This window comes from Aeromonas sp. ANP5 (assembly GCF_963870295.1).
Classification (GTDB): domain Bacteria; phylum Pseudomonadota; class Gammaproteobacteria; order Enterobacterales; family Aeromonadaceae; genus Aeromonas; species Aeromonas veronii.
On the sequence record NZ_CAWMRY010000004.1, the window covers coordinates 43,186 to 60,999 of the forward strand.

A 17,814-nucleotide genomic window follows, 5' to 3' on the forward strand; every position below is an offset into this window, starting at 1 on the left:
TTTAGAGTGTTGAGCAGTCGCTTACTCATGGCATGTCCCTCCCAGCAAAACGGTAACCAGCTCCTTGAACGCCCGCTCATCCAAACCGGCTTTCAGCTCTCGAGCCTCCTTCGCGGTGATAGCCACCGCAGCGCCCTGGGTCTGGGCAATAAAACGATCACGGTCATTTCGGCAAAGGAAAGCACTCAGGGTGCCCCGCTGTGTACGCTTCCCTGTTCTGGGGTTAGGTGGACCAATAAAGGTCGGTGGATTCGTGCCATTGGCCCATGCGAAGTAAGTCATGACAACCTCCTTTGGCAGATAGCAGCCTCGTGACGCAAGGCATCAAGCAGAAACCGAAACTGTGTTCGCTCCTGAATGCTGAGGTCGGTTTGTTCTAGCAGCGCCTCAAACTGGTCGAGCAAGGCGTAAAGAGGGAGTGGATAAATGAGGTTCATACGATGAGCCCCCCATCAGGTGGGGTAACCCGGTAGGTGGTCATGCAACAGGGAGGGGGAGTGCAAAGGCGCCAAAGTGCGGCCGAGTGACACGGATGAGCAATCAGGGATCTGAGTCGGCTAGATAAAGCCTGGGTGGGGACAGTAGCCATAGTGGCAGCCTCCAAGGTAGTCAGATTTTCTCTGCCACCTGGAGTTCTCACGCTCATGGGTGGCAGCCCGGACAGGGGTGAGAAACCGGCTACCTTGGAAACCGGCCAGCCTTGCGGCTGCCCTGCCCGAACCGCCATAACACAACAGAAGCTGCCGAGCAGGTATAGCAAGGCAGCCCCAAGAAATGGGGGTCGAGTACCGACAAAAAACCACGCTGGCGCGTGGGTCGGCACCAAGGATAGTCTCGGATTCTCACGCCCGGCAGCGGATTTTGCCGCTACAGGGCGAATCCTACCCCGTTGAAGATTGAGGAACAAGCCCACCTCTTGGGATTTGGGCAAAGCTTCGCCCTGGGCAGTGAGCCCATATTGTTTTTTCATGGCATACCTCGGAATTAAGCTGCAGGAGGGAGGGGGTTGGATACCGGTGTACGAGCACACAGAACGGCTGCGTAGTCATCGTCCAAAGGGGTTGCTTGCCTCTGGTATCGCCAGTGGTTGACCAGGGCCACTAGCCTATAGGCTTGATCTCGGTCGGCTAGCCAATAGCGCTTGAAGCGGGTGGCCCCGCCGCCGCAGTGCTGGTGTTCGAAAAACGCATCGGTGATGGCTATCCCGTGGTTTCGACGGAGCAGGCCAATGCTATTGCGCAAGTTGAGATCATGGAGTCCAGCCAGGCCAGACAAGGCGCTGACACCCTGAACTCCCTGTTCCAACAAGTGGAGAGCAACCAATTCGTACTTGGTGATATGCGGACCTTGTGCAAGCTGGGTCGTACCATTAATGGCGAGGCCTTTTTCTTTTTGCATATTCTCCTCCTTACGCAGCTTTGCCTTGAGCATTGATCCAGGCGTGAACATCTTCACAGCGCCAGGCAGTGACTCGCGCGCCCAGCTTTATTGGCTTGGGGAATTTGCCTTCGCCAACCATCCTCCACAACGTGGACTTACTGAACGGCAATGGACCTACCTTGCTGGCCGTCGTTACCAGTTGTGCCTCTCGAATAAACCCTGTTTCTGGAATTTTCATGTGCGCTCTCCTGAAATGAAAAAGCCCGACACAGTGGTCGGGCTTAAGGGGGGAACTGTTATTGATAATGAATGAGGTCAGTTTTGGTTTCGTATCCTCCAATACAAAAACCCGGCACGATGGCCGGGTTTGGATATGAAAAAGGCCCAATCTCTAAAGAATGGGCCATTATGGGGAAATCCTAACGTTGGTGTGATAACGAGTCAAGCAGTCGCGTAACGTGTCACATCCTCCCGCTACCTACCCTACTCTATTGAAGTTCACAGGACGAACATTGCTGCCCTGTTGTGACTCGTAGAAATCAGCCAGCCACTGCAAAAGCTTGCGGCGGTCATCAAGGTACTCAGCCCGGTGATAGGCCGCCCGCACCTTGTTACGCTCAGCATGGGCAAGCTGGCGTTCGATCACATCAGGGTCAAAGCCCTCCTCATTGAGGATGGTGGATGCCAAGGCCCTAAAACCGTGAGGTGTGGCAATTCCTTTGTAACCCATTCGTCCCATAGCATAACTCAGAGTGTTTTCGCTGATGGGATTGGTCAACTTCCGTTCACTCGGGAACAACAGCTCACAGTGCCCGGTTATCTGACGTAGCTCCTCAAGCACAGCAAGAGCCTGACGGGAAAGAGGTACGATATGAGGTACCCGCATCTTCATACGTTCAGCAGGGATCCGCCATTCTGCTCGCGCCAAGTCGAACTCATCCCAGCGAGCAAAGCGCACCTCACCAGGGCGAGTCATCGTCAACATCAATAGGTGGATAGCTAGACGAGTTGCAGGGTTCAGTGGCTCAGCAGCCAAACGCCGGTAAAACTCCGGTAAGTCAGCACGTGGAAGTGCTGGACGGTGTTCTTGCTTGGTAGCCCTGAGCGCCCCTTTCAGGTCTTGGGCTGGGTTGTATCTGACCCGCCCAGTCTGGATGGCGTAACGCATGACGGAACTGATCCGTTGCAGCACCCGCCCAGCTGTTTCAGTCGCTCCCCTCGCCTCTATCTTGCGCAAAGCATCCAACATGATGGGCGCTGTCAGCTCAGCAACCGGCACCAACCCCAGGTCGGGAAAGGCATCCACTTCCAAAGACTCGATCACCCGCTTGGCATGGCCTGGGCTCCAGCGAGCTAGCTGACTCTGGTGCCACTCCCTGGCAATGACCTCAAAGCTGTTCTCGCTGGCGAGTCGGTTGGCCACCTTGCTCTGCTTACGGGCAAGACTGGGGTCGATACCGTCTGCCAGTTGCCTGCGCGCCTCCTCTCGCTTAGCCCTCGCCTCTTTCAAGGAAACCTCTGGGTAGACCCCTAGAGCTAGCACCTTCTCCTTTCCACCAAAGCGGAACTTGAGGCGCCAGTACTTCCCCGATGAAGTTATAAGTAAAAAGAGTCCCTTTTCATCAGACAGCTTCTGCTGCTTACCAGTGAACTTGGCTTGTCTAGCTGCGGTATCAGATAGCGGCATGGGGGTATCTCCCGATTCAATTGGGGGTACATGACAGACGCTGGGGGTATAAGCCTCCACCTCACAGGCCAGGAATGGCGCGGGATTGCGGGCATGTGGGGGTACTTTTTATCCCAGTGGGAACATGTACCCCCAAAAGTACCCCCAAACTCGGGGGGATGTCATGAGGCCTTATGATACGACGAGAGACAACAAAAAACCCGCAAAGCCTTTAGCTATGCGGGTTTATGGTATGTCTTGAGACTGTATGAAACTATAGTTTGGTGCCCGAGGCCGGAATCGAACCGGCACGACGCGAACGTCGAGGGATTTTAAATCCCTTGTGTCTACCGATTTCACCACTCGGGCACCGCAATCGGTATCAAGCTCGCGTGGCGGGCTTGTCAATATGGAGGCACGTTCCGGAGTCGAACCGGACTAAACGGATTTGCAATCCGCTGCATAACCGCTTTGCTAACGCGCCATGCAAAAGAGAGTTGGATCTCAATTGTCTGAATTTGGAGCGGGAAACGAGACTCGAACTCGCGACCCCGACCTTGGCAAGGTCGTGCTCTACCAACTGAGCTATTCCCGCATTGGTCTGGCTGACTGCCTGACTACGAGGACGCATTCTAGCGATGTTCCTCGTCCAGTCAACCAGAAATATTTAATTACCTGATCGTTCGGGCATTTTTTGCCCTTTTTGAACGGTTTTAGCGCCTTTGGCCGTTTCCTGCCTCAAATCAGCGGAAACCTCACCTTGCAGCGCGGGTGACTCACAGGTTGGCGTGGTGGGTCAAATCGCCCCAGGCGGCCTTCATGTACTGGAACATCGACCAGAAGGTGAGCACGGTGGCGACATAGAGCATCACATAGGCGAGCCACACCATCCAGACGTTGTATTGCCAAATCAGACCGGTGAGCGACACCATCTGGATCATGGTCTTCCACTTGCCAATCCAGCTGACCGCCACCGAGGAGCGTTTGCCGAGCTCGGCCATCCACTCACGCAGGGCGGAGATGATGATCTCGCGGCCAATCATGGTCATGGCGGGGATGGTCACCCAGATGGTGTTGTAGTGTTCGACGATAACCACCAGTGCGGCGGCAACCATGATCTTGTCGGCAACGGGGTCAAGGAAGGCGCCAAAGGCGGTGGACTGATTGAGCTTGCGAGCCAGATAGCCATCAAACCAGTCGGTGGCAGCGGCCAGAATAAAGATGATGGCGGCAGCCAGATAGGACCATTGATAAGGCAGATAGAACAGGATGACGAAGACGGGAATGAGCAAAATCCGGAAAAACGTCAACAGGTTAGGTATGTTTGTCATTATTTTCAGCCACTTCTTGTACGTCGCTACATAGTGCGCCAAAGCCGATTTGCGATGCAACCGCACTGGCGCCCGTCTTGGTCTTTTTAATCCATCAATCTTCTCAAAATGCGAGGGCCATTATGGCATTTACGGCCCCCCCGCGTCACGGCTCTTGTGCATCAAGGAGTTAGCGATTTTGCCATGCCGCAAATCCTGCTCAGGCGCTGTGCAAGCCATCGTGGATGGTCTGGGCCAGCTCCTGACTGATGCCGGGTACCTTGGCCAGTTCATCCACGCTCGCCTTTTTGACCTCCTGCAGGCCGCCCAGATATTTGAGCAGTGCCTGCCGCCGCTTTGGCCCCACCCCCGGAATATCCTCCAGACTGCTGCTGGTGCGGGCCTTGGCCCGTCTGGCCCGGTGGCCGGTAATGGCAAAACGGTGGGATTCATCGCGAATATGCTGAATAAGGTGCAAAGCGGGCATATCTGCCGGCAAATGCAACTCTTCGTGACTTTCCCCCATAATGAGAGTTTCCAACCCCGCCTTGCGGGTGACCCCCTTGGCAATCCCCACCAGCAGCGGATATTTACCGCCGAGAAACTCCAGCTGACGGGCCAGGATCTCTTCGGCGCGGCGCAACTGACCGAGGCCACCGTCAATAAACAGCACGTCCGGCACCTTGTCCGGCTCCTGCTGCTTGCCAAAGCGGCGCTCCAGCGCTTGCTCCATCGCCGCGTAGTCATCACCGCCAGTGATACCGTCGATATTGAAACGACGATATTCCGATGAGAGCGGCCCCTCCCGGTTGAACACCACGCAAGAGGCCACGGTGCGCTCCCCCATGGTGTGGGAGATATCGAAACACTCCATGCGGGCGATGGGGCGCTCCAGCTCCAGCAGCTCTTCCAGCTGGTCGTAGCGGGCGGTGATGGTGCTCTTGTGAGCCAGCCGCGAGCGCAGCGCCGTCTCGGCGTTGATAGAGGCGAGCTTGATAAAGCGGGCCCGTTCGGCGCGAGTTCGGCTCACCACCCGCACCTTGTAACCGGCGGTCTGGCTCAGGGTCTCGGCGATGACGCTCTCGTCCTCCAACGCCACGTCGAGCAGCACCTCGCTCGGGATTTGCCGTCCCCCCTGCCCCGACAGATAGAACTGCAGCAGGAAGGATTGCACCACCTCGTCAAGCGGGGTGTCAGCCGGCACTTTCGGGAAGTAGCTGCGCGAGCCGAGCACCTTGCCCTGACGGATAAAGAGCACGTGGATGCAGGCCGCACCTTGCTGGAAGGCGACCCCCACCACATCCAGCTCGTCCAGCACGTTGCCGCTCACCGACTGCTGTTCGGTAACCCGGCGCAGCGCCAGGATCTGATCCCGATAGCGGGCCGCCTCTTCAAAGCGCAGATCGCCGCTGGCGGACTCCATCTTGCCCACCAGCTCGCCAATCACCTGCTGGTTCTTGCCCGCCAGAAACAGCTTGGCCAGCTCCACCTGCTGGGCATATTCGGCTTCGCTCACCAGTCCAGGAACACAAGGGCCAGCGCAACGCTTGAGCTGGTAGAGCAGGCAGGGACGGGTGCGGTTGGCATAGACCGCATCCTCGCACTGGCGTACCGGAAATATTTTCTGCATCAGGTGCAAACTCTCGCGCACCGCGCCACCAGAGGGGTACGGGCCGAAGTACTCCCCCTTCACCTTGCGGGCACCGCGATGGACGCCGATGCGTGGATGCTGGTGCGCAGTGATGATGATCCAGGGGTAGGATTTGTCGTCCCGCAGCAGCACGTTATAACGGGGCTGGTACTGCTTGATGAGATTGTGCTCGAGGATCAGCGCCTCAGTCTCGGTGTGGGTGACGGTGACCTGGATATCGGCGATCTGGCGCACCAGGGTGCGAGTCTTGATGCTGTCGACGTTGGTGCGAAAGTAGGAGGCGAGCCGCTTTTTCAGATCCTTGGCCTTGCCCACGTAGATCACGGTGCCACCGCTGTCATACATGCGGTAGACGCCACTCTGATGGGTGACGGCGCTCAGAAACGCCTTGCTGTCGAAGAGAGGTTCGGGAGAGAGGGTCATCAGCTACTCGGCTCACACAAAGGCAAAAATTGACGGGCAGAGCATACTGCCCTCGCCGCCCGAAAAGCAAAGGGGCAGAAAAGCAAAAAGGCGGCACTCGCCGCCTTTGTGACCACACGCCACCCGATTAGAGGGTATCGGCATCCAGCATGCCATAGCGAATGGCCAGATGGGTCAGTTCCACGTCACCGTTGATCCCCAGCTTGCTAAACAGCCGATAGCGGTAGCTGTTGACCGTCTTCGGGCTCAGGTTGAGCTGCTCGGAGATATCGGTCACCTTCTGCCCCTTGGTGATCATCATCATGATCTGCAGCTCGCGCTCGGAAAGGGACTTGAAGGGATTCTCGTCAGCGGAGGCAAACTGGCTGAGGGCCATCTGCTGGGCAATCTCCGGGGAGATGTAGCGCTGACCGGAGTGCACCAGCCGGATCGCCTGGATCATCTCGTCAGGGGCAGCCCCCTTGGTCAGGTAACCGGCGGCGCCTGCCTGCATCACCTTGGTGGGGAACGGATTTTCTGAATGAATGGTCAGCACTATGATGCGCACATCGGGACGGATCCGCAGAATTTTGCGGGTCGCTTCCAGACCACCAATACCCGGCATGTTCATGTCCATCAGGATCACGTCCGGATGGTGTTGGCGACAGAAAGTGACTGCTGTCTCGCCGCTCTGTGCCTCACCCACCACCTTGATCCCGCGCACATCTTCAAGAATGCGTCTTATCCCTGTACGCACCAGCTCATGATCATCGACCAGGAATACATTTATCACCCAAACACCCCGTTTTATCTCGTTTTAGCCGCCCGGTTAGGGTTAACAGGGCGTCTTGCATCATAACCAAACTCGTCGCTTTGGCAAACCATGCACGCCAAAAGTTTGAGAAAACCCATGTTTAGCGTTTAAAATCAAATAATTATATAAATTTTCAAAACAAAAAACGGTGCCTTGCGACACCGTTTTTCATGACTTTAGTGCTGTGGCCATCACTTGGCCAAAAAGGCCCGCACCTTCTCAAGATCGGCCTGGGTATCCACCCCGACCGGCGGTGCTTCAAGGGCCTGGGCGACGTGGATCTTCTCCCCGTACCAGAGCACCCGCAGCTGCTCCAGTGCCTCGACCTGCTCCAGCACGCTCGGTGCCCAGTCTACATAACGCTGGATAAAGCCGGCGCGATAGGCATAGATACCGATATGACGCTGGTAGTGATCACCAATCTGCTCGTGACTGTTGGCAAAGCGATCCCGATCCCAGGGAATGCTGGCGCGACTGAAGTAGAGGGCGTAGCCATCCTTGTCAGTCACCACTTTCACTGCGTTCGGATTGAACGCCTCTTCGGCATCCTTGATCGGCACCGACAGGGTCGCCATCGGCGCCGTGGCAGCGGCCAGATTATCCGCCACCTGACGAATGATGGCGGGCGGAATGAGCGGCTCATCCCCCTGCACATTGACGATGATGGTATCGGCGGCAAAGCCGTAGTGACGGCACACCTCGGCCAGACGCTCGGTGCCGGACTGGTGATCCGGTGAGGTCATGCACACCTCGACGCCGGTGCTCTGCAGTGCCTGCTGTACCCGCTCGTCATCGGTGGCAACGATCACCCGATCGGCACCTGATTGCAGAGCTTTCTCCACCACGTGCTGCACCATGGGCTTGCCATGGATATCCGCCAGCGGCTTGCCCGGCAGACGAGTTGACGCATAGCGGGCAGGAATGACGACGACGAAACTCATGACGGCAGCTCATCGCTGTTGAGCGGACGGGCACGGTTCTCCAGTAGTACCGGGATCCCCTCTTCCAGCGGATAGGCCAGCTTGTCGAAGCGGCAGACCAACTCATGAACTGCTTTGTTGTAATGCAGCTTACCCTTGCAGACCGGGCAGGCGATGATGTCGAGCAACTTGATGTCCAAAGCCAAAACGATACTCCTTCAACGATGTCGCGCTGGCGGCTTCATCACGCCAGCGATGGATGTCGAGCAACCAGCTATTCCATGCGGGGCATATTCCCCCCTGCTCCCCCGCCGAGGCGAGAGAGATTAATCTTGCGCCTTGGTCGCGCCCTTCGCCTTCGCCCCCAGCTTGTGCAGCAGGGCATCGAGCAGGGAGGCGGGCAACTCGGCACTGACCGGCAGATACCACCAGTTTTCGAGGGCAAACGGACGACACTTGACCGCATCCTTCTCGGTCATCAGCAGCGGCTTGCTGGCAAAGCGGCCCACCAGCTCATCCCGATCGAAGGGGTGATGATCGCCGTAGGCGGCCTGCTGATCCAGCTGGTAGCCGAGCCCTTCAAGGGTGGCAAAGAAGCGGGGCGGATGACCGATCCCCGCCAGCGCATCGACCGGCCCCGACAAGGGGGCTGCCAGCGGGGCATCGTCGCGCACCCGGCGCGGGGTGTCGGCGACCAGTTGCATGGGGTACTCCCCCTTGCCCGGCTCGCCGCCGTTGCAGATGATGGCGTCCACCCGTTTGAGACGAGTGACCGGCTCGCGCAGCGGCCCCATGGGCAGCAGGCAGGCGTTGCCGAAACGGCGCGCTCCGTCCACCACCACCAGCTCAATGTCGCGGGCCAGCCCGTAGTGCTGCAGACCGTCGTCGGTGATGATGATATCCACTTCACCGCTCTGCTCCAGCAGTCGTACCGCGTCGGCTCGTTTCGGGGCAACCACCACGGGGCAGCGGCAGCGCCGGGCAATCAGCACCGGCTCATCCCCAGCCTGCGCCGTGGTGCTGGTCTCATCCAGACGATAGGGGTAATGGGGCGCCTTGCCACCATAACCACGGCTCACCACCCCGGGACGATAGCCGCGGGCTTGCAACTGCTCCACCAGCCAGACCACCACCGGCGTCTTGCCGTTGCCCCCCACCGAAATATTGCCCACCACGATCACCGGCAAGGAGGAGCGATACCCCTTGCGCCAACCGTGACGATAGGCGTAGCGGCGGGTGCCGCTGATGATGGCAAACAGCAGGGCAAAGGGGGCCAGCAACCAGCGCCAGCCACTTTTGCGATACCAGAGCCGTTCCAGCATCAGGCCTTGCTTCCCGCGTTGCCAAACTGAATGGCGCGCAGCTGGGCATAGGTGCCGCGCTGCTCCATCAGTGCTGCGTGGTTACCGCGCTCGACGATATGGCCTTCGTCGATCACCAGGATCTCGTCCGCCTTCTCGATGGTAGAGAGACGGTGGGCGATCACCAGCGAGGTACGCGCCTTGCAAAGCTCGTCGATAGCCGCCTGAATGTGGCGCTCGGACTCGGTATCGAGGGCCGAGGTGGCCTCATCCAGCAGCAGAACTGGCGCATCGCGCAGCAGAGCGCGCGCAATGGCAACACGCTGGCGCTGACCACCGGAGAGGGATGCACCGTTTTCGCCAACCACAGTGTCATACCCGTTGCTCATCTTGCTGACGAACTCGTCGGCATGAGCGATACGGGCGGCCTGCACGATCTGGTCGCGGCTGTATTTGTCTTCTGCCGCGTAGGCGATGTTGTTGGCCACCGAGTCGTTGAACAGGTGAACATGCTGGGAGACCAGCGCGTACTGCTTGCGCAGCTCGCTCAACTTGTATTCGCGGATGTTGATGCCGTCCAGCAGGATCTCTCCCTGATCGATGTCGTAGAAGCGGGTCAGCAGGCTGGCAATGGTACTCTTGCCAGAGCCGGAACGGCCCACCAGCGCCACCGATTTACCCGCCTCCACCTTGAAGCTGACGTTGTGCAGCGCCGGGGTGTCCTTGGTCGGGTAGGTGAAAGTGACGTTGCGAAACTCGATCTCGCCGCGGGCACGCTCCAGAGTACGGGTGCCGGTATCCTGCTCCGGCTCGCTGTCGAGCAGGCCAAACAGGCTGTGGCAGGCGGTGATGGCGCGCTGGAACTGGTTGTTGACGTCGGTCAGGCTTTTCAGCGGTTTGAGCAGCATCATCATGGAGGTGATCATGACGGTAAACGTACCGGCAGTCAGAGTTGACTTGACGCTGTCAATGGTCGCAACGTAGAGGAAGGCAGCCAGCGCGATGGAGGCCACCATCTGCACCACAGGACTGCCGATGGCATCGGCGGCGACCATCTTCATGGTCTGCTGGCGCATGTTGTTGCTGACCTGGAAGAAGCGTTTCTCTTCCACCTTCTGGCCACCAAACATCAGCACCTCTTTGTGCCCTTTGAGCATCTGCTCGGTGGAGGTGGTGATATCCCCCACCGCCTGCTGGATATGACGGCTGATCTGGCGGAAACGACGGCTGATAAGGCCGATGATGACCCCCACCAGCGGGCCAACCACCAAAAAGATCACCGACAGCTGCCAGGAGTGCCAGAACATCAGGCCGAGCAGACCGACCACGGTCGCCCCTTCCCGCACCAGGGTCACCAGCGTGGTGCTCGCCGCCGAGGAGACCTGACTGGCGTCATAGGTCACCTTGGAGAGCAGATGACCGGTGTTCTGGCGATCGAAGAAGCTCATCGGCATCGCCACCATGTGATTGAACACCTGCTGTTGCAGACGCATCACGACATGGTTGCCGACCCAGGCCATGCAGTAGTTGGAGAGAAAGTTGGCGACACCGCGCAGGGCCACGATGCCGAGGACGAAGAAAGGCATCCATTTCAAAACGGTGCTGTCGTTGCCATTGATGCCCTGATCGATCAGCGGCTTGATGGAGTAGACAAAGGTGGTATCCACGGCGGCATAGCCCAGCATCCCGATGATGCCACCGACCAGGCCCAGCTTGCGATCACGGACATAACCGAGCAGGCGTTTGAATACTGGCCAGCTCTCTTGTGAGGTTTCTTGTTGCATGAATAGCCGTTAGTAATGGAAATGACGGGCTATTCTAGCCAAAGCGCAGGCTTACACCAAGCGCCGCCACCTATATCGCATTCCTCCACGGCAGAAATGGCCGATTATTGCTCAAACCACACTCGCGGTCGCCACCACTCGCCACTGCGTCGGTACCAGGGGCCCAGATCTCGCTCGGCAGTGACGCTCAAGCCCGCTGCGGTGGGTTCGACCAGCATCGCCCCTTGCTGACCAGTGATCCACTGGCGGGCATCCCGATAGCGGGCCACCACATCGGGACGGGGAAAGCCCCACTGATTCATAAAGCCGGCGCTGTGGATCACCTCCTGCGCCGCTACCGCCGCGACAAACGGGGGTGTGGAAGAGGTGCGACTGCCATGATGGGGGCTCACCAGCAAGGTGCTGGCCAACCCCTCTCCCTCCAGCGCTACCAGCCGTTGCTCGGCCTGCCGCTCGATATCGGCGCTCAGCAGCACGCTGCGCTGCCCATCGCTGATGCGCACCACGCAGCCATCGGATGGTGAAGATATAGCGTTGGTGTAACAAAATACCACAACCTTAGTTGCAGGAGCATTCCGAAAAGACAAGCGTAAAATCGCTTGTCTTTTTTTGTTTGCGCTAAACTTTGGTTTCATACCAGATAAGTATTGTCATTTTATATGCGTCAATTTAGTGCCAAAAGGAACTACCTTCTGCTTCGCGACGATGGAACGATTCATTACCCGTTCAGCAAGTTTCTCACCGACGAATTTGACAACCCAAACACTCGGGAACTGGTGAGCCAATCGCTGCGCATTCTACAACGGTTTTTTGTGGCCCACAGGATAGAGTTGGCCGTTCGCATGCTGGATAAGCGCTGCCTGACCTACAACGAGATCAAGTGCCTCGCGGGGCTCTGCTACCGACCGCTGAGCGAAATAGAGCGGCTATCCGATGCCAAGGTCGTGTTGATCACAAGCGCCAAAGCAGAAACACCACCTGAAGACATGCGTGGTGCACTTGAGGCAAATACGGCAGCAAAGCGCCTCAATCACATCGCCAGCTACCTGAAGTTTTATCGAGAAGTGTTTTTGGATCCGCACATCCAGTCCGGCACCTTACGTGGTGAGGTGATCACCGCCTATGACCAAACACAGGAAAAGTTAAAGCGTGAGGTGGCTGGTACCAAGCAGAACCATCACCTGACAATCCAGAGTCTTCCCTCTCATCGCTTCCTGCAAATTATCCGCGCCGTCGTCCTGGAGCCTGTGACACTTTTTCTGACGGAGGGGGGCAAATCCTCGGCGACCCTCTACCGGGACAGGGCCATGTTTCTGCTTGCCTGCGAGGGTTTACGCCCCGGAGCCCTTGGCAACATCACGCGTGAAGACTTCCGTCCTAACAGCGGTCACCTCGTCCTCAAGGACAACACAAGGCAACGACCTGGCCTGCCGACAACGGGAACACCAGCTCTGAAAGGGGCTGGCAGCAAGAAGGTGACATACGCCTCTGAGACGATGATTACGCTATGGCCGTTTACCGTCACCGCCATCACCGAGTACCTCATTAAAGAACGCGACTCAGTCCTTGCCAAACATTTGAAGAACCGGAGCCTCACTTTTCTCTTTCTGAATGAAAAGGGGGAACCCATCAAGCACCGCTCCACGCTGACAGCCATGTTCAATCGTGTCGGCAAGCGGCTCGCACAGCTAGGCATGCTGAATGTCGGTAACGACGCCTATTTCAAGTGCGAGAAGCAGTACGATTTTTATGCTTACATCTTGCGCCATTCGGCTGCCAGTCTGTTTATTGAACTGAAAGGCACCAACGATGGCGCACTGGACAAGATGAAGAGTCGATTTGGCTGGACGCTGCATAGCAAGCAGCCTCAACGCTATGCCGCTCGCGCCTTAAGTGAGCAAGCCAACATGGAACTGAAAGCGTTTTATGGTCAATTGATTACTGAGGTGCATACAAAAGGTAAGGGCTAAGCCATGTCCATAGTACAGCAAGTAATCGGCAACACGGTTGCGGAATGGGATGATGCGGTTCCGCTCGAGTGGAAGATGAGTGAGACCACCGGCCCCAAAAATGATCAGCGAACGCAGACTATATCGTTCAACCTGAGCGAACTGCGCGCGGGCTACGAGGACGCCTTCCTCCTGACTTTTAAGGGCATAATGATCGCGCGCCGAAATCGAATTACGCTCAAGTCAATAAAAAAGGAGAGCGATCAAACTCGAGTCCTGCTTCGTAACATCCAGACACAACGGGCAGACGCTCCCCGAGTCACGCATATCGACCACGCCTTTCTGCTCATCCTGCGAACGATACATCAGGATGTCCCAATGGATTACCTCAGGGGTTTCCGGCAACTGTACTCCGAAAATCGTGAATCACCGCTTTTTGCCCCAGACCTCGTCCCCGAGGACTTCCCTATGAGGAAACCCATCAAGGGCTTTTATGGAAAAAAAATCGATAAAATTGTCGCAACGGCGCTCTCGCGCGCCGCACAAGTGGATATCCTGCGGCGAGCCGAAGATGCCTACGAGAGCGGCGCCATCGACATCGGGCATTTCGCCTTCCTGCATTTGGCCTTTCATGTGTATTGCAGGCCGTCCAGCTATCGGCGTCTCACACTGGCCGATCTGCAAATCGACGTTGATCCCGAAACGCAGGTCAAGACTTACTTCCTGTGGGTCGTTCCCCAAAAAACTTGCGTCAGCGCTACGTCCCTCAAAAAAATGAGTTATCAGCTCGATAGCATCGTAGGAGAGCTGCTCGAAACGCAACGCATCCAGGTCATCAAAACCTGGGGGCACTTGGTTGCCAACGATGACATCGGCAAGCTGGCCCTGTTTCCGGCACGCGGGGTTGGTTCAGATGGTCGCTGGGTCGCAAGCCTCGCCCAAGCTAATTTCGGCGAAATAACTCCATCCGCTTTCAATCAAACCTATCTGTATCCGATCCGGAAATTACAGGAATCGATTAGTTTCGACTTCAACGGTCTGCGACATACGGTTGGCACACAGCTCGCCGTGGCTGGCTGCTCTGCGACGACTATTGCGGCAGTGCTTAAGCACGCCTCTCCCTATACCTGCCAGTATTACGTTGATATCGCCTTTCAAGGTCTGATCGATACGTTGAGCGAGGCGATGGAACCAGCCTTTGATATGCACTTCCCGGCATTTCGCTCGAAGAACGACCCGATGGCTCAGGAAAAGACCATCAGTAGCATTGAACTGGCGACTGGGCGCCGTGAACTCACCGGTGAATGCGGCAAGACAAGCGCATGCCAGTACGCCCCACTTGCCTGTTACTCCTGCCCACGATTCACACCCTGCTTCGATGCCGACCACAGCATCAACCTGCGTATCGTAGAGTCCGAGATCAACAAATATGAAGGGGGCGGCCTGCCCTTTCGGGAGCTTGCCAACCAGTTTAAGCAGGCTCGACGCTACATCATTCTTGTTGTGGCGGCGGCCAACCAGTATCAAATCGCTCTCGCCCAATAGGAGCCCTGTCATGAACCGACCCGTTGACCTCGACCGTTTCCAGTGCAAACTGGCGCTCAAGAAATGGCAGGACGATTGCCGACAGCGCATGGCGCAGCGGTATCCCACGATCCAGTTTGATGCCAACCGCTGGTCCCTGAGAGGCGTTACCGTCACCGACTCCCCTGACTTTATCTTCAGCGCGACTCTGGCCGACTTTGCCGACAAGCACTCATGCTTCGCTGAAGCGTTACGTTGTTTTGTTGCGGAGGCCGTACTCAGGGAAAAGAGCAGGATCATCACTGGGTACACAACAAGGTTTCGTATACTTCGGTTTGCCCCTGTAGACAGCCTATTTGACCTCGATCATGCCGCCTTGCGATCCATTGAAACAACCATGCTCCAGCGCGCCCGCAGCAATCCGGGTTCTGCTTTTTCAGCATTATCAGGGCTTGACGAACTCGGCCGAACTCTGGACACACTCGCGGCCAAAGGCATTTTGCCGCATATACGATACCGCATGAAACCGGAAATCCGCTCCGAGTTGTTGGCGCTGAAAAACTCCAACCAGACGCAATTACGGCAGGCCAAGGCCGCAACGATCAACCGGAAGATCGAGGCGCTCAATGAGGCGTTTAACGCCCTGTTCGCCAACGATGCGCGCCTGTCTTATGGGGATCGGGTCGCCCTAGCGACGGTGGGGCTGACGTTGTGTGCCCCATCCCGCATTAATGAAATTCTGTGCATGAGCATTGACGATTATGTGAGTGTCGATGATTACGCTCAGCGTGCGCCGAACAAGGAATCTGACACGTTGCAAATCGCGCACCAGATGCTGCTCATCACCATGAAAGGCAGCAAGGGAGCGCAGTGGAGCGCCAAGCCCGTGCTCAACTTCATGATCGACTTTTTCCACTATTGCATGAAGATTATTATGGCGCATGGCAAGCGTTCCCGAATGCTCGTCAAGTGGTACCGGCTGCACCCTGACCGACTCTACCTACCTCCCGAGCTGGAATATCTGCGCGGCACGAACCTCACGCTACGCACGCTTGGAAACATCATGACCTTGTCAGATCCGCATGACAACCAACCATGCGGTGCGGCTCAAAATTTGATGGAAGCACTCGGTACCAAGCGTTTCAAAATACCGAATCCGTATCCCATCACTAAAAATGGAAATAGGGGTCGATTTACAGAAGTCAACGCTGCACGCTGGGATGACATCGAACCACTCCTGCTGGCCAACGTCCACAGAGAGTTGGAAAAATGCCGCATCGTAACGGGGAGCAACCACTACAAGGGCGAGCTAGAGAAAATGTTGTTTCTCATCGACCATGATGCATCTCCCTACCTTCCCGGCAAGGCTATATACGCGTTCATCACATACAGATTGAAGCAAAGGATAGTAGCGAAACAGCGACAGGGTTCGGGTCTGGAGCCCAGCCTCTTCGCAAAACTCAATATCATGATACCCATCAACGGGGTCACGCAGATCGCGGAGATCAACACCCATGACCCGCGCCGCTGGCTGACAACAATGGCCCTGACTTACGGCGAAAAGCTCTCCGACGTGCTCATCAACAAGTGGGCTAACCGACTCAACGTTGCGCAGCTCTGGCACTACGACTTCCGCTCAGAGGAAACCAAGGCTGCTGCGAGCGCCATGCCCGAGCCCGGGGAGCTGACCGAACTCTCGAACGGGTTGACGTCCTGTCGTAAGCAGGAAGACGAATATGGGCCCAAGATCGATATTGTGACCGTCCACGATGCAGGAATTAGCGGGACGACAATGAACGCCATATCAGCCGCCACCGCAGACCGGCCCATAGCCAGGACGGGCGAACAGATCATCATGATTTACCCTTCGTGGTATGGATTTTGCGCACATCAGCACCACGAAAAACCCTGCCGCGCTTATACCTCTTGCCTGCCTTGCAACAATAATCATCTAGTCAAAGGTCACATACCGACCAATGACCGGACAAGAGCACGCGCAAGCGAGTTGCACGCTGCCATTCTGAACATCGTAGAACAGATTGTGGTCATCCATGGCCGCGAGATTGCGGACGACCAGGAAACCCTGACCCAGCACCTTTATCATCTGGTCGAACGTGGGCTGACCCCTGCGCAAATGACGGATGACCTGATCACGCGCTTCCACGAGATCAAGAATGAAATCAAGGACACAGTGCTCAAGAACATGCTCCACGAAGCCTTTGTGGCAAGGGGCTATGTTGATAGGCTGGACAGTCCGACGGTCACCAATGGCGCCTTGATGAAGTACCACAACCCGACACATCATGCCGCTCCCGGTGTAGAACGGGCGCTGGATACCCACGGGGGCCGTGAACGGATCGAGCAGGATAAGCTGGCCATGATCGAGCAGTATCCGCAGTTTGCCCCTACTACATGGGGTCTAAAGGATGAGCGATCCCTAATCATGCCCGATGACGATAACGACGAACGTGATGATAGCGAGGACACTACTGATGAGTGAGCCTGCCGGCAAGCTGGGGCGCAAAGAGATCCTGACTGAGGAGCTGGCGCGGAAGATCGTCAAGATGGTCTCGCTGTTCCCGGATTCCCAGATACCGGTCACTTGGGAAAACGTCATGACTCACTCGAAGAAAAAGTTTGGTCATGCGTTCAACCGGCAGATGCTCAGCCAGAAGGAATGGCGCGGACGCAAGCTCATTGCCGAGGCGTTCAGTGAAGCCAAGAGCATCCAACGCCGGATGCACAACGACACCGCACCAAAATACAAGACGGCGGCGCGCTCAGTCCTTCAGAAGAAGATCGCTGAATTGGAAGCAAAAAATATGGCGCTGCGGGAAGAACTGGAAACGGTCAGAGCGCAGCAGGTCGATAAATTGGATGCCTTCCTGAATACCACAAGCAGGGAAATCGACCTGCGCAAGTTGCTTGAGGCGTTTTACGAGGCAGAGCAATGAGCGAAGGGTTATCAAGGGCGCATGAAATAAATGGGAGGAGCTCCCGGCTGTTTCATGCCGTGGGTACGAAACCGCTTATATCGCGAAAGCCCGTGACTGGCCGTAGCCCCCCCCTGCTGCCCCACGACGAGTGCGGGGTTTGGGGCGCTTGCACAAGTG

General features: G+C 56.8%; 16 protein-coding genes, 3 tRNA genes and 1 pseudogene. 4 read left to right on the forward strand and 16 right to left on the reverse strand.

Annotation, left to right across the window (positions count from 1 at the left end; all coding sequences use genetic code 11):
- Positions 1-21: 21 nt before the first annotated feature.
- The 16 genes and pseudogenes from AACT07_RS03880 to AACT07_RS03955 all read right to left on the reverse strand — a co-directional run.
- Complete coding sequence (locus AACT07_RS03880; RefSeq protein ID WP_042056284.1) at positions 22-282, reverse strand: hypothetical protein; 261 nt, start codon at positions 280-282, stop codon at positions 22-24.
- A 151-nt stretch (positions 283-433) separates the two neighbouring features.
- A complete protein-coding gene (locus tag AACT07_RS03885) occupies positions 434-970 on the reverse strand; it encodes an ash family protein (RefSeq protein WP_083249912.1) in 537 nt (178 codons plus the stop codon).
- Between the two features lie 14 nt (positions 971-984).
- Entirely contained in the window at positions 985-1,398 is a 414-nt protein-coding gene (locus AACT07_RS03890; RefSeq protein WP_069526657.1) for a hypothetical protein, read from the reverse strand.
- Positions 1,399-1,408: 10 nt separating this feature from the next.
- Positions 1,409-1,618: a helix-turn-helix transcriptional regulator gene (locus AACT07_RS03895; protein ID WP_042056289.1), complete on the reverse strand. Its 210-nt coding sequence runs from the start codon at positions 1,616-1,618 to the stop codon at positions 1,409-1,411.
- A gap of 240 nt (positions 1,619-1,858) precedes the next feature.
- Positions 1,859-3,067 carry a tyrosine-type recombinase/integrase gene (locus tag AACT07_RS03900; protein WP_069526658.1) on the reverse strand — a complete coding sequence of 403 codons (1,209 nt, stop codon included), beginning with the start codon at positions 3,065-3,067 and terminating at the stop codon, positions 1,859-1,861.
- A 261-nt stretch (positions 3,068-3,328) separates the two neighbouring features.
- Positions 3,329-3,415, reverse strand: a tRNA-Leu gene (locus AACT07_RS03905).
- A gap of 41 nt (positions 3,416-3,456) precedes the next feature.
- Positions 3,457-3,530, reverse strand: a tRNA-Cys gene (locus tag AACT07_RS03910).
- Between the two features lie 35 nt (positions 3,531-3,565).
- A tRNA-Gly gene (locus tag AACT07_RS03915) sits at positions 3,566-3,641 on the reverse strand.
- 181 nt (positions 3,642-3,822) lie between these two features.
- Complete coding sequence (gene pgsA, locus AACT07_RS03920; protein WP_031227442.1) at positions 3,823-4,377, reverse strand: CDP-diacylglycerol--glycerol-3-phosphate 3-phosphatidyltransferase; 555 nt, start codon at positions 4,375-4,377, stop codon at positions 3,823-3,825.
- 199 nt (positions 4,378-4,576) lie between these two features.
- Entirely contained in the window at positions 4,577-6,430 is a 1,854-nt protein-coding gene (gene uvrC, locus AACT07_RS03925) for an excinuclease ABC subunit UvrC (RefSeq protein ID WP_042081980.1), read from the reverse strand.
- 127 nt (positions 6,431-6,557) lie between these two features.
- Positions 6,558-7,202 carry a UvrY/SirA/GacA family response regulator transcription factor gene (gene uvrY, locus AACT07_RS03930; RefSeq protein WP_005337448.1) on the reverse strand — a complete coding sequence of 215 codons (645 nt, stop codon included), beginning with the start codon at positions 7,200-7,202 and terminating at the stop codon, positions 6,558-6,560.
- Positions 7,203-7,414: 212 nt separating this feature from the next.
- A complete protein-coding gene (gene kdsB, locus AACT07_RS03935) occupies positions 7,415-8,164 on the reverse strand; it encodes a 3-deoxy-manno-octulosonate cytidylyltransferase (RefSeq protein ID WP_021229372.1) in 750 nt (249 codons plus the stop codon).
- Complete coding sequence (locus AACT07_RS03940) at positions 8,161-8,349, reverse strand: Trm112 family protein (protein ID WP_005347033.1); 189 nt, start codon at positions 8,347-8,349, stop codon at positions 8,161-8,163. The genes kdsB and AACT07_RS03940 overlap by 4 nt, the downstream gene beginning before the upstream one ends.
- A 120-nt stretch (positions 8,350-8,469) precedes the next feature.
- Positions 8,470-9,465, reverse strand: a complete 996-nt coding sequence (gene lpxK / locus AACT07_RS03945; protein ID WP_069526659.1) for a tetraacyldisaccharide 4'-kinase — start codon at positions 9,463-9,465, stop codon at positions 8,470-8,472.
- Positions 9,465-11,228, reverse strand: coding sequence for a lipid A ABC transporter ATP-binding protein/permease MsbA (msbA, locus tag AACT07_RS03950; protein ID WP_069526660.1), 1,764 nt, complete (start codon positions 11,226-11,228; stop codon positions 9,465-9,467). The genes lpxK and msbA overlap by 1 nt, the downstream gene beginning before the upstream one ends.
- Positions 11,229-11,332: 104 nt before the next feature.
- Positions 11,333-11,746: pseudogene (locus AACT07_RS03955) on the reverse strand (ComEC/Rec2 family competence protein); the annotation flags it as partial.
- 141 nt (positions 11,747-11,887) lie between these two features.
- On the opposite strand from AACT07_RS03955, the gene AACT07_RS03960 reads away from it, so the two are divergent.
- Genes AACT07_RS03960 through AACT07_RS03975 form a run of 4 tightly spaced genes read left to right on the forward strand, consistent with a single transcriptional unit; the run spans position 11,888 to position 17,655 of the window.
- Entirely contained in the window at positions 11,888-13,198 is a 1,311-nt protein-coding gene (locus AACT07_RS03960; RefSeq protein ID WP_069526662.1) for a site-specific integrase, read from the forward strand.
- A 3-nt stretch (positions 13,199-13,201) separates the two neighbouring features.
- Positions 13,202-14,722: a site-specific integrase gene (locus AACT07_RS03965; RefSeq protein ID WP_069526663.1), complete on the forward strand. Its 1,521-nt coding sequence runs from the start codon at positions 13,202-13,204 to the stop codon at positions 14,720-14,722.
- Positions 14,723-14,732: 10 nt separating this feature from the next.
- Positions 14,733-17,201 carry a hypothetical protein gene (locus AACT07_RS03970; protein ID WP_069526664.1) on the forward strand — a complete coding sequence of 823 codons (2,469 nt, stop codon included), beginning with the start codon at positions 14,733-14,735 and terminating at the stop codon, positions 17,199-17,201.
- The gene (locus AACT07_RS03975; RefSeq protein ID WP_069526665.1) at positions 17,194-17,655 is read left to right on the forward strand and encodes a hypothetical protein; all 462 of its coding nucleotides are present in this window, start codon (positions 17,194-17,196) and stop codon (positions 17,653-17,655) included. Before AACT07_RS03970 ends, AACT07_RS03975 begins: the two co-directional genes overlap by 8 nt.
- Positions 17,656-17,814: the final 159 nt, after the last annotated feature.

Bases quoted from the DNA above. Each gene is read 5' to 3' on its own strand.
- AACT07_RS03890 (WP_069526657.1), bottom strand. From the start codon at position 1,398: ATGCAAAAAGAAAAAGGCCTCGCCATTAATGGTACGACCCAGCTTGCA.
- AACT07_RS03965 (WP_069526663.1), top strand. From the start codon at position 13,202: ATGTCCATAGTACAGCAAGTAATCGGCAACACGGTTGCGGAATGGGAT.
- AACT07_RS03970 (WP_069526664.1), top strand. From the start codon at position 14,733: ATGAACCGACCCGTTGACCTCGACCGTTTCCAGTGCAAACTGGCGCTC.
- kdsB (WP_021229372.1), bottom strand. From the start codon at position 8,164: ATGAGTTTCGTCGTCGTCATTCCTGCCCGCTATGCGTCAACTCGTCTG.
- pgsA (WP_031227442.1), bottom strand. From the start codon at position 4,377: ATGACAAACATACCTAACCTGTTGACGTTTTTCCGGATTTTGCTCATT.
- lpxK (WP_069526659.1), bottom strand. From the start codon at position 9,465: ATGCTGGAACGGCTCTGGTATCGCAAAAGTGGCTGGCGCTGGTTGCTG.
- AACT07_RS03885 (WP_083249912.1), bottom strand. From the start codon at position 970: ATGAAAAAACAATATGGGCTCACTGCCCAGGGCGAAGCTTTGCCCAAA.
- AACT07_RS03880 (WP_042056284.1), bottom strand. From the start codon at position 282: ATGACTTACTTCGCATGGGCCAATGGCACGAATCCACCGACCTTTATT.
- AACT07_RS03960 (WP_069526662.1), top strand. From the start codon at position 11,888: ATGCGTCAATTTAGTGCCAAAAGGAACTACCTTCTGCTTCGCGACGAT.
- AACT07_RS03895 (WP_042056289.1), bottom strand. From the start codon at position 1,618: ATGAAAATTCCAGAAACAGGGTTTATTCGAGAGGCACAACTGGTAACG.
- AACT07_RS03975 (WP_069526665.1), top strand. From the start codon at position 17,194: ATGAGTGAGCCTGCCGGCAAGCTGGGGCGCAAAGAGATCCTGACTGAG.
- msbA (WP_069526660.1), bottom strand. From the start codon at position 11,228: ATGCAACAAGAAACCTCACAAGAGAGCTGGCCAGTATTCAAACGCCTG.
- AACT07_RS03900 (WP_069526658.1), bottom strand. From the start codon at position 3,067: ATGCCGCTATCTGATACCGCAGCTAGACAAGCCAAGTTCACTGGTAAG.
- uvrC (WP_042081980.1), bottom strand. From the start codon at position 6,430: ATGACCCTCTCTCCCGAACCTCTCTTCGACAGCAAGGCGTTTCTGAGC.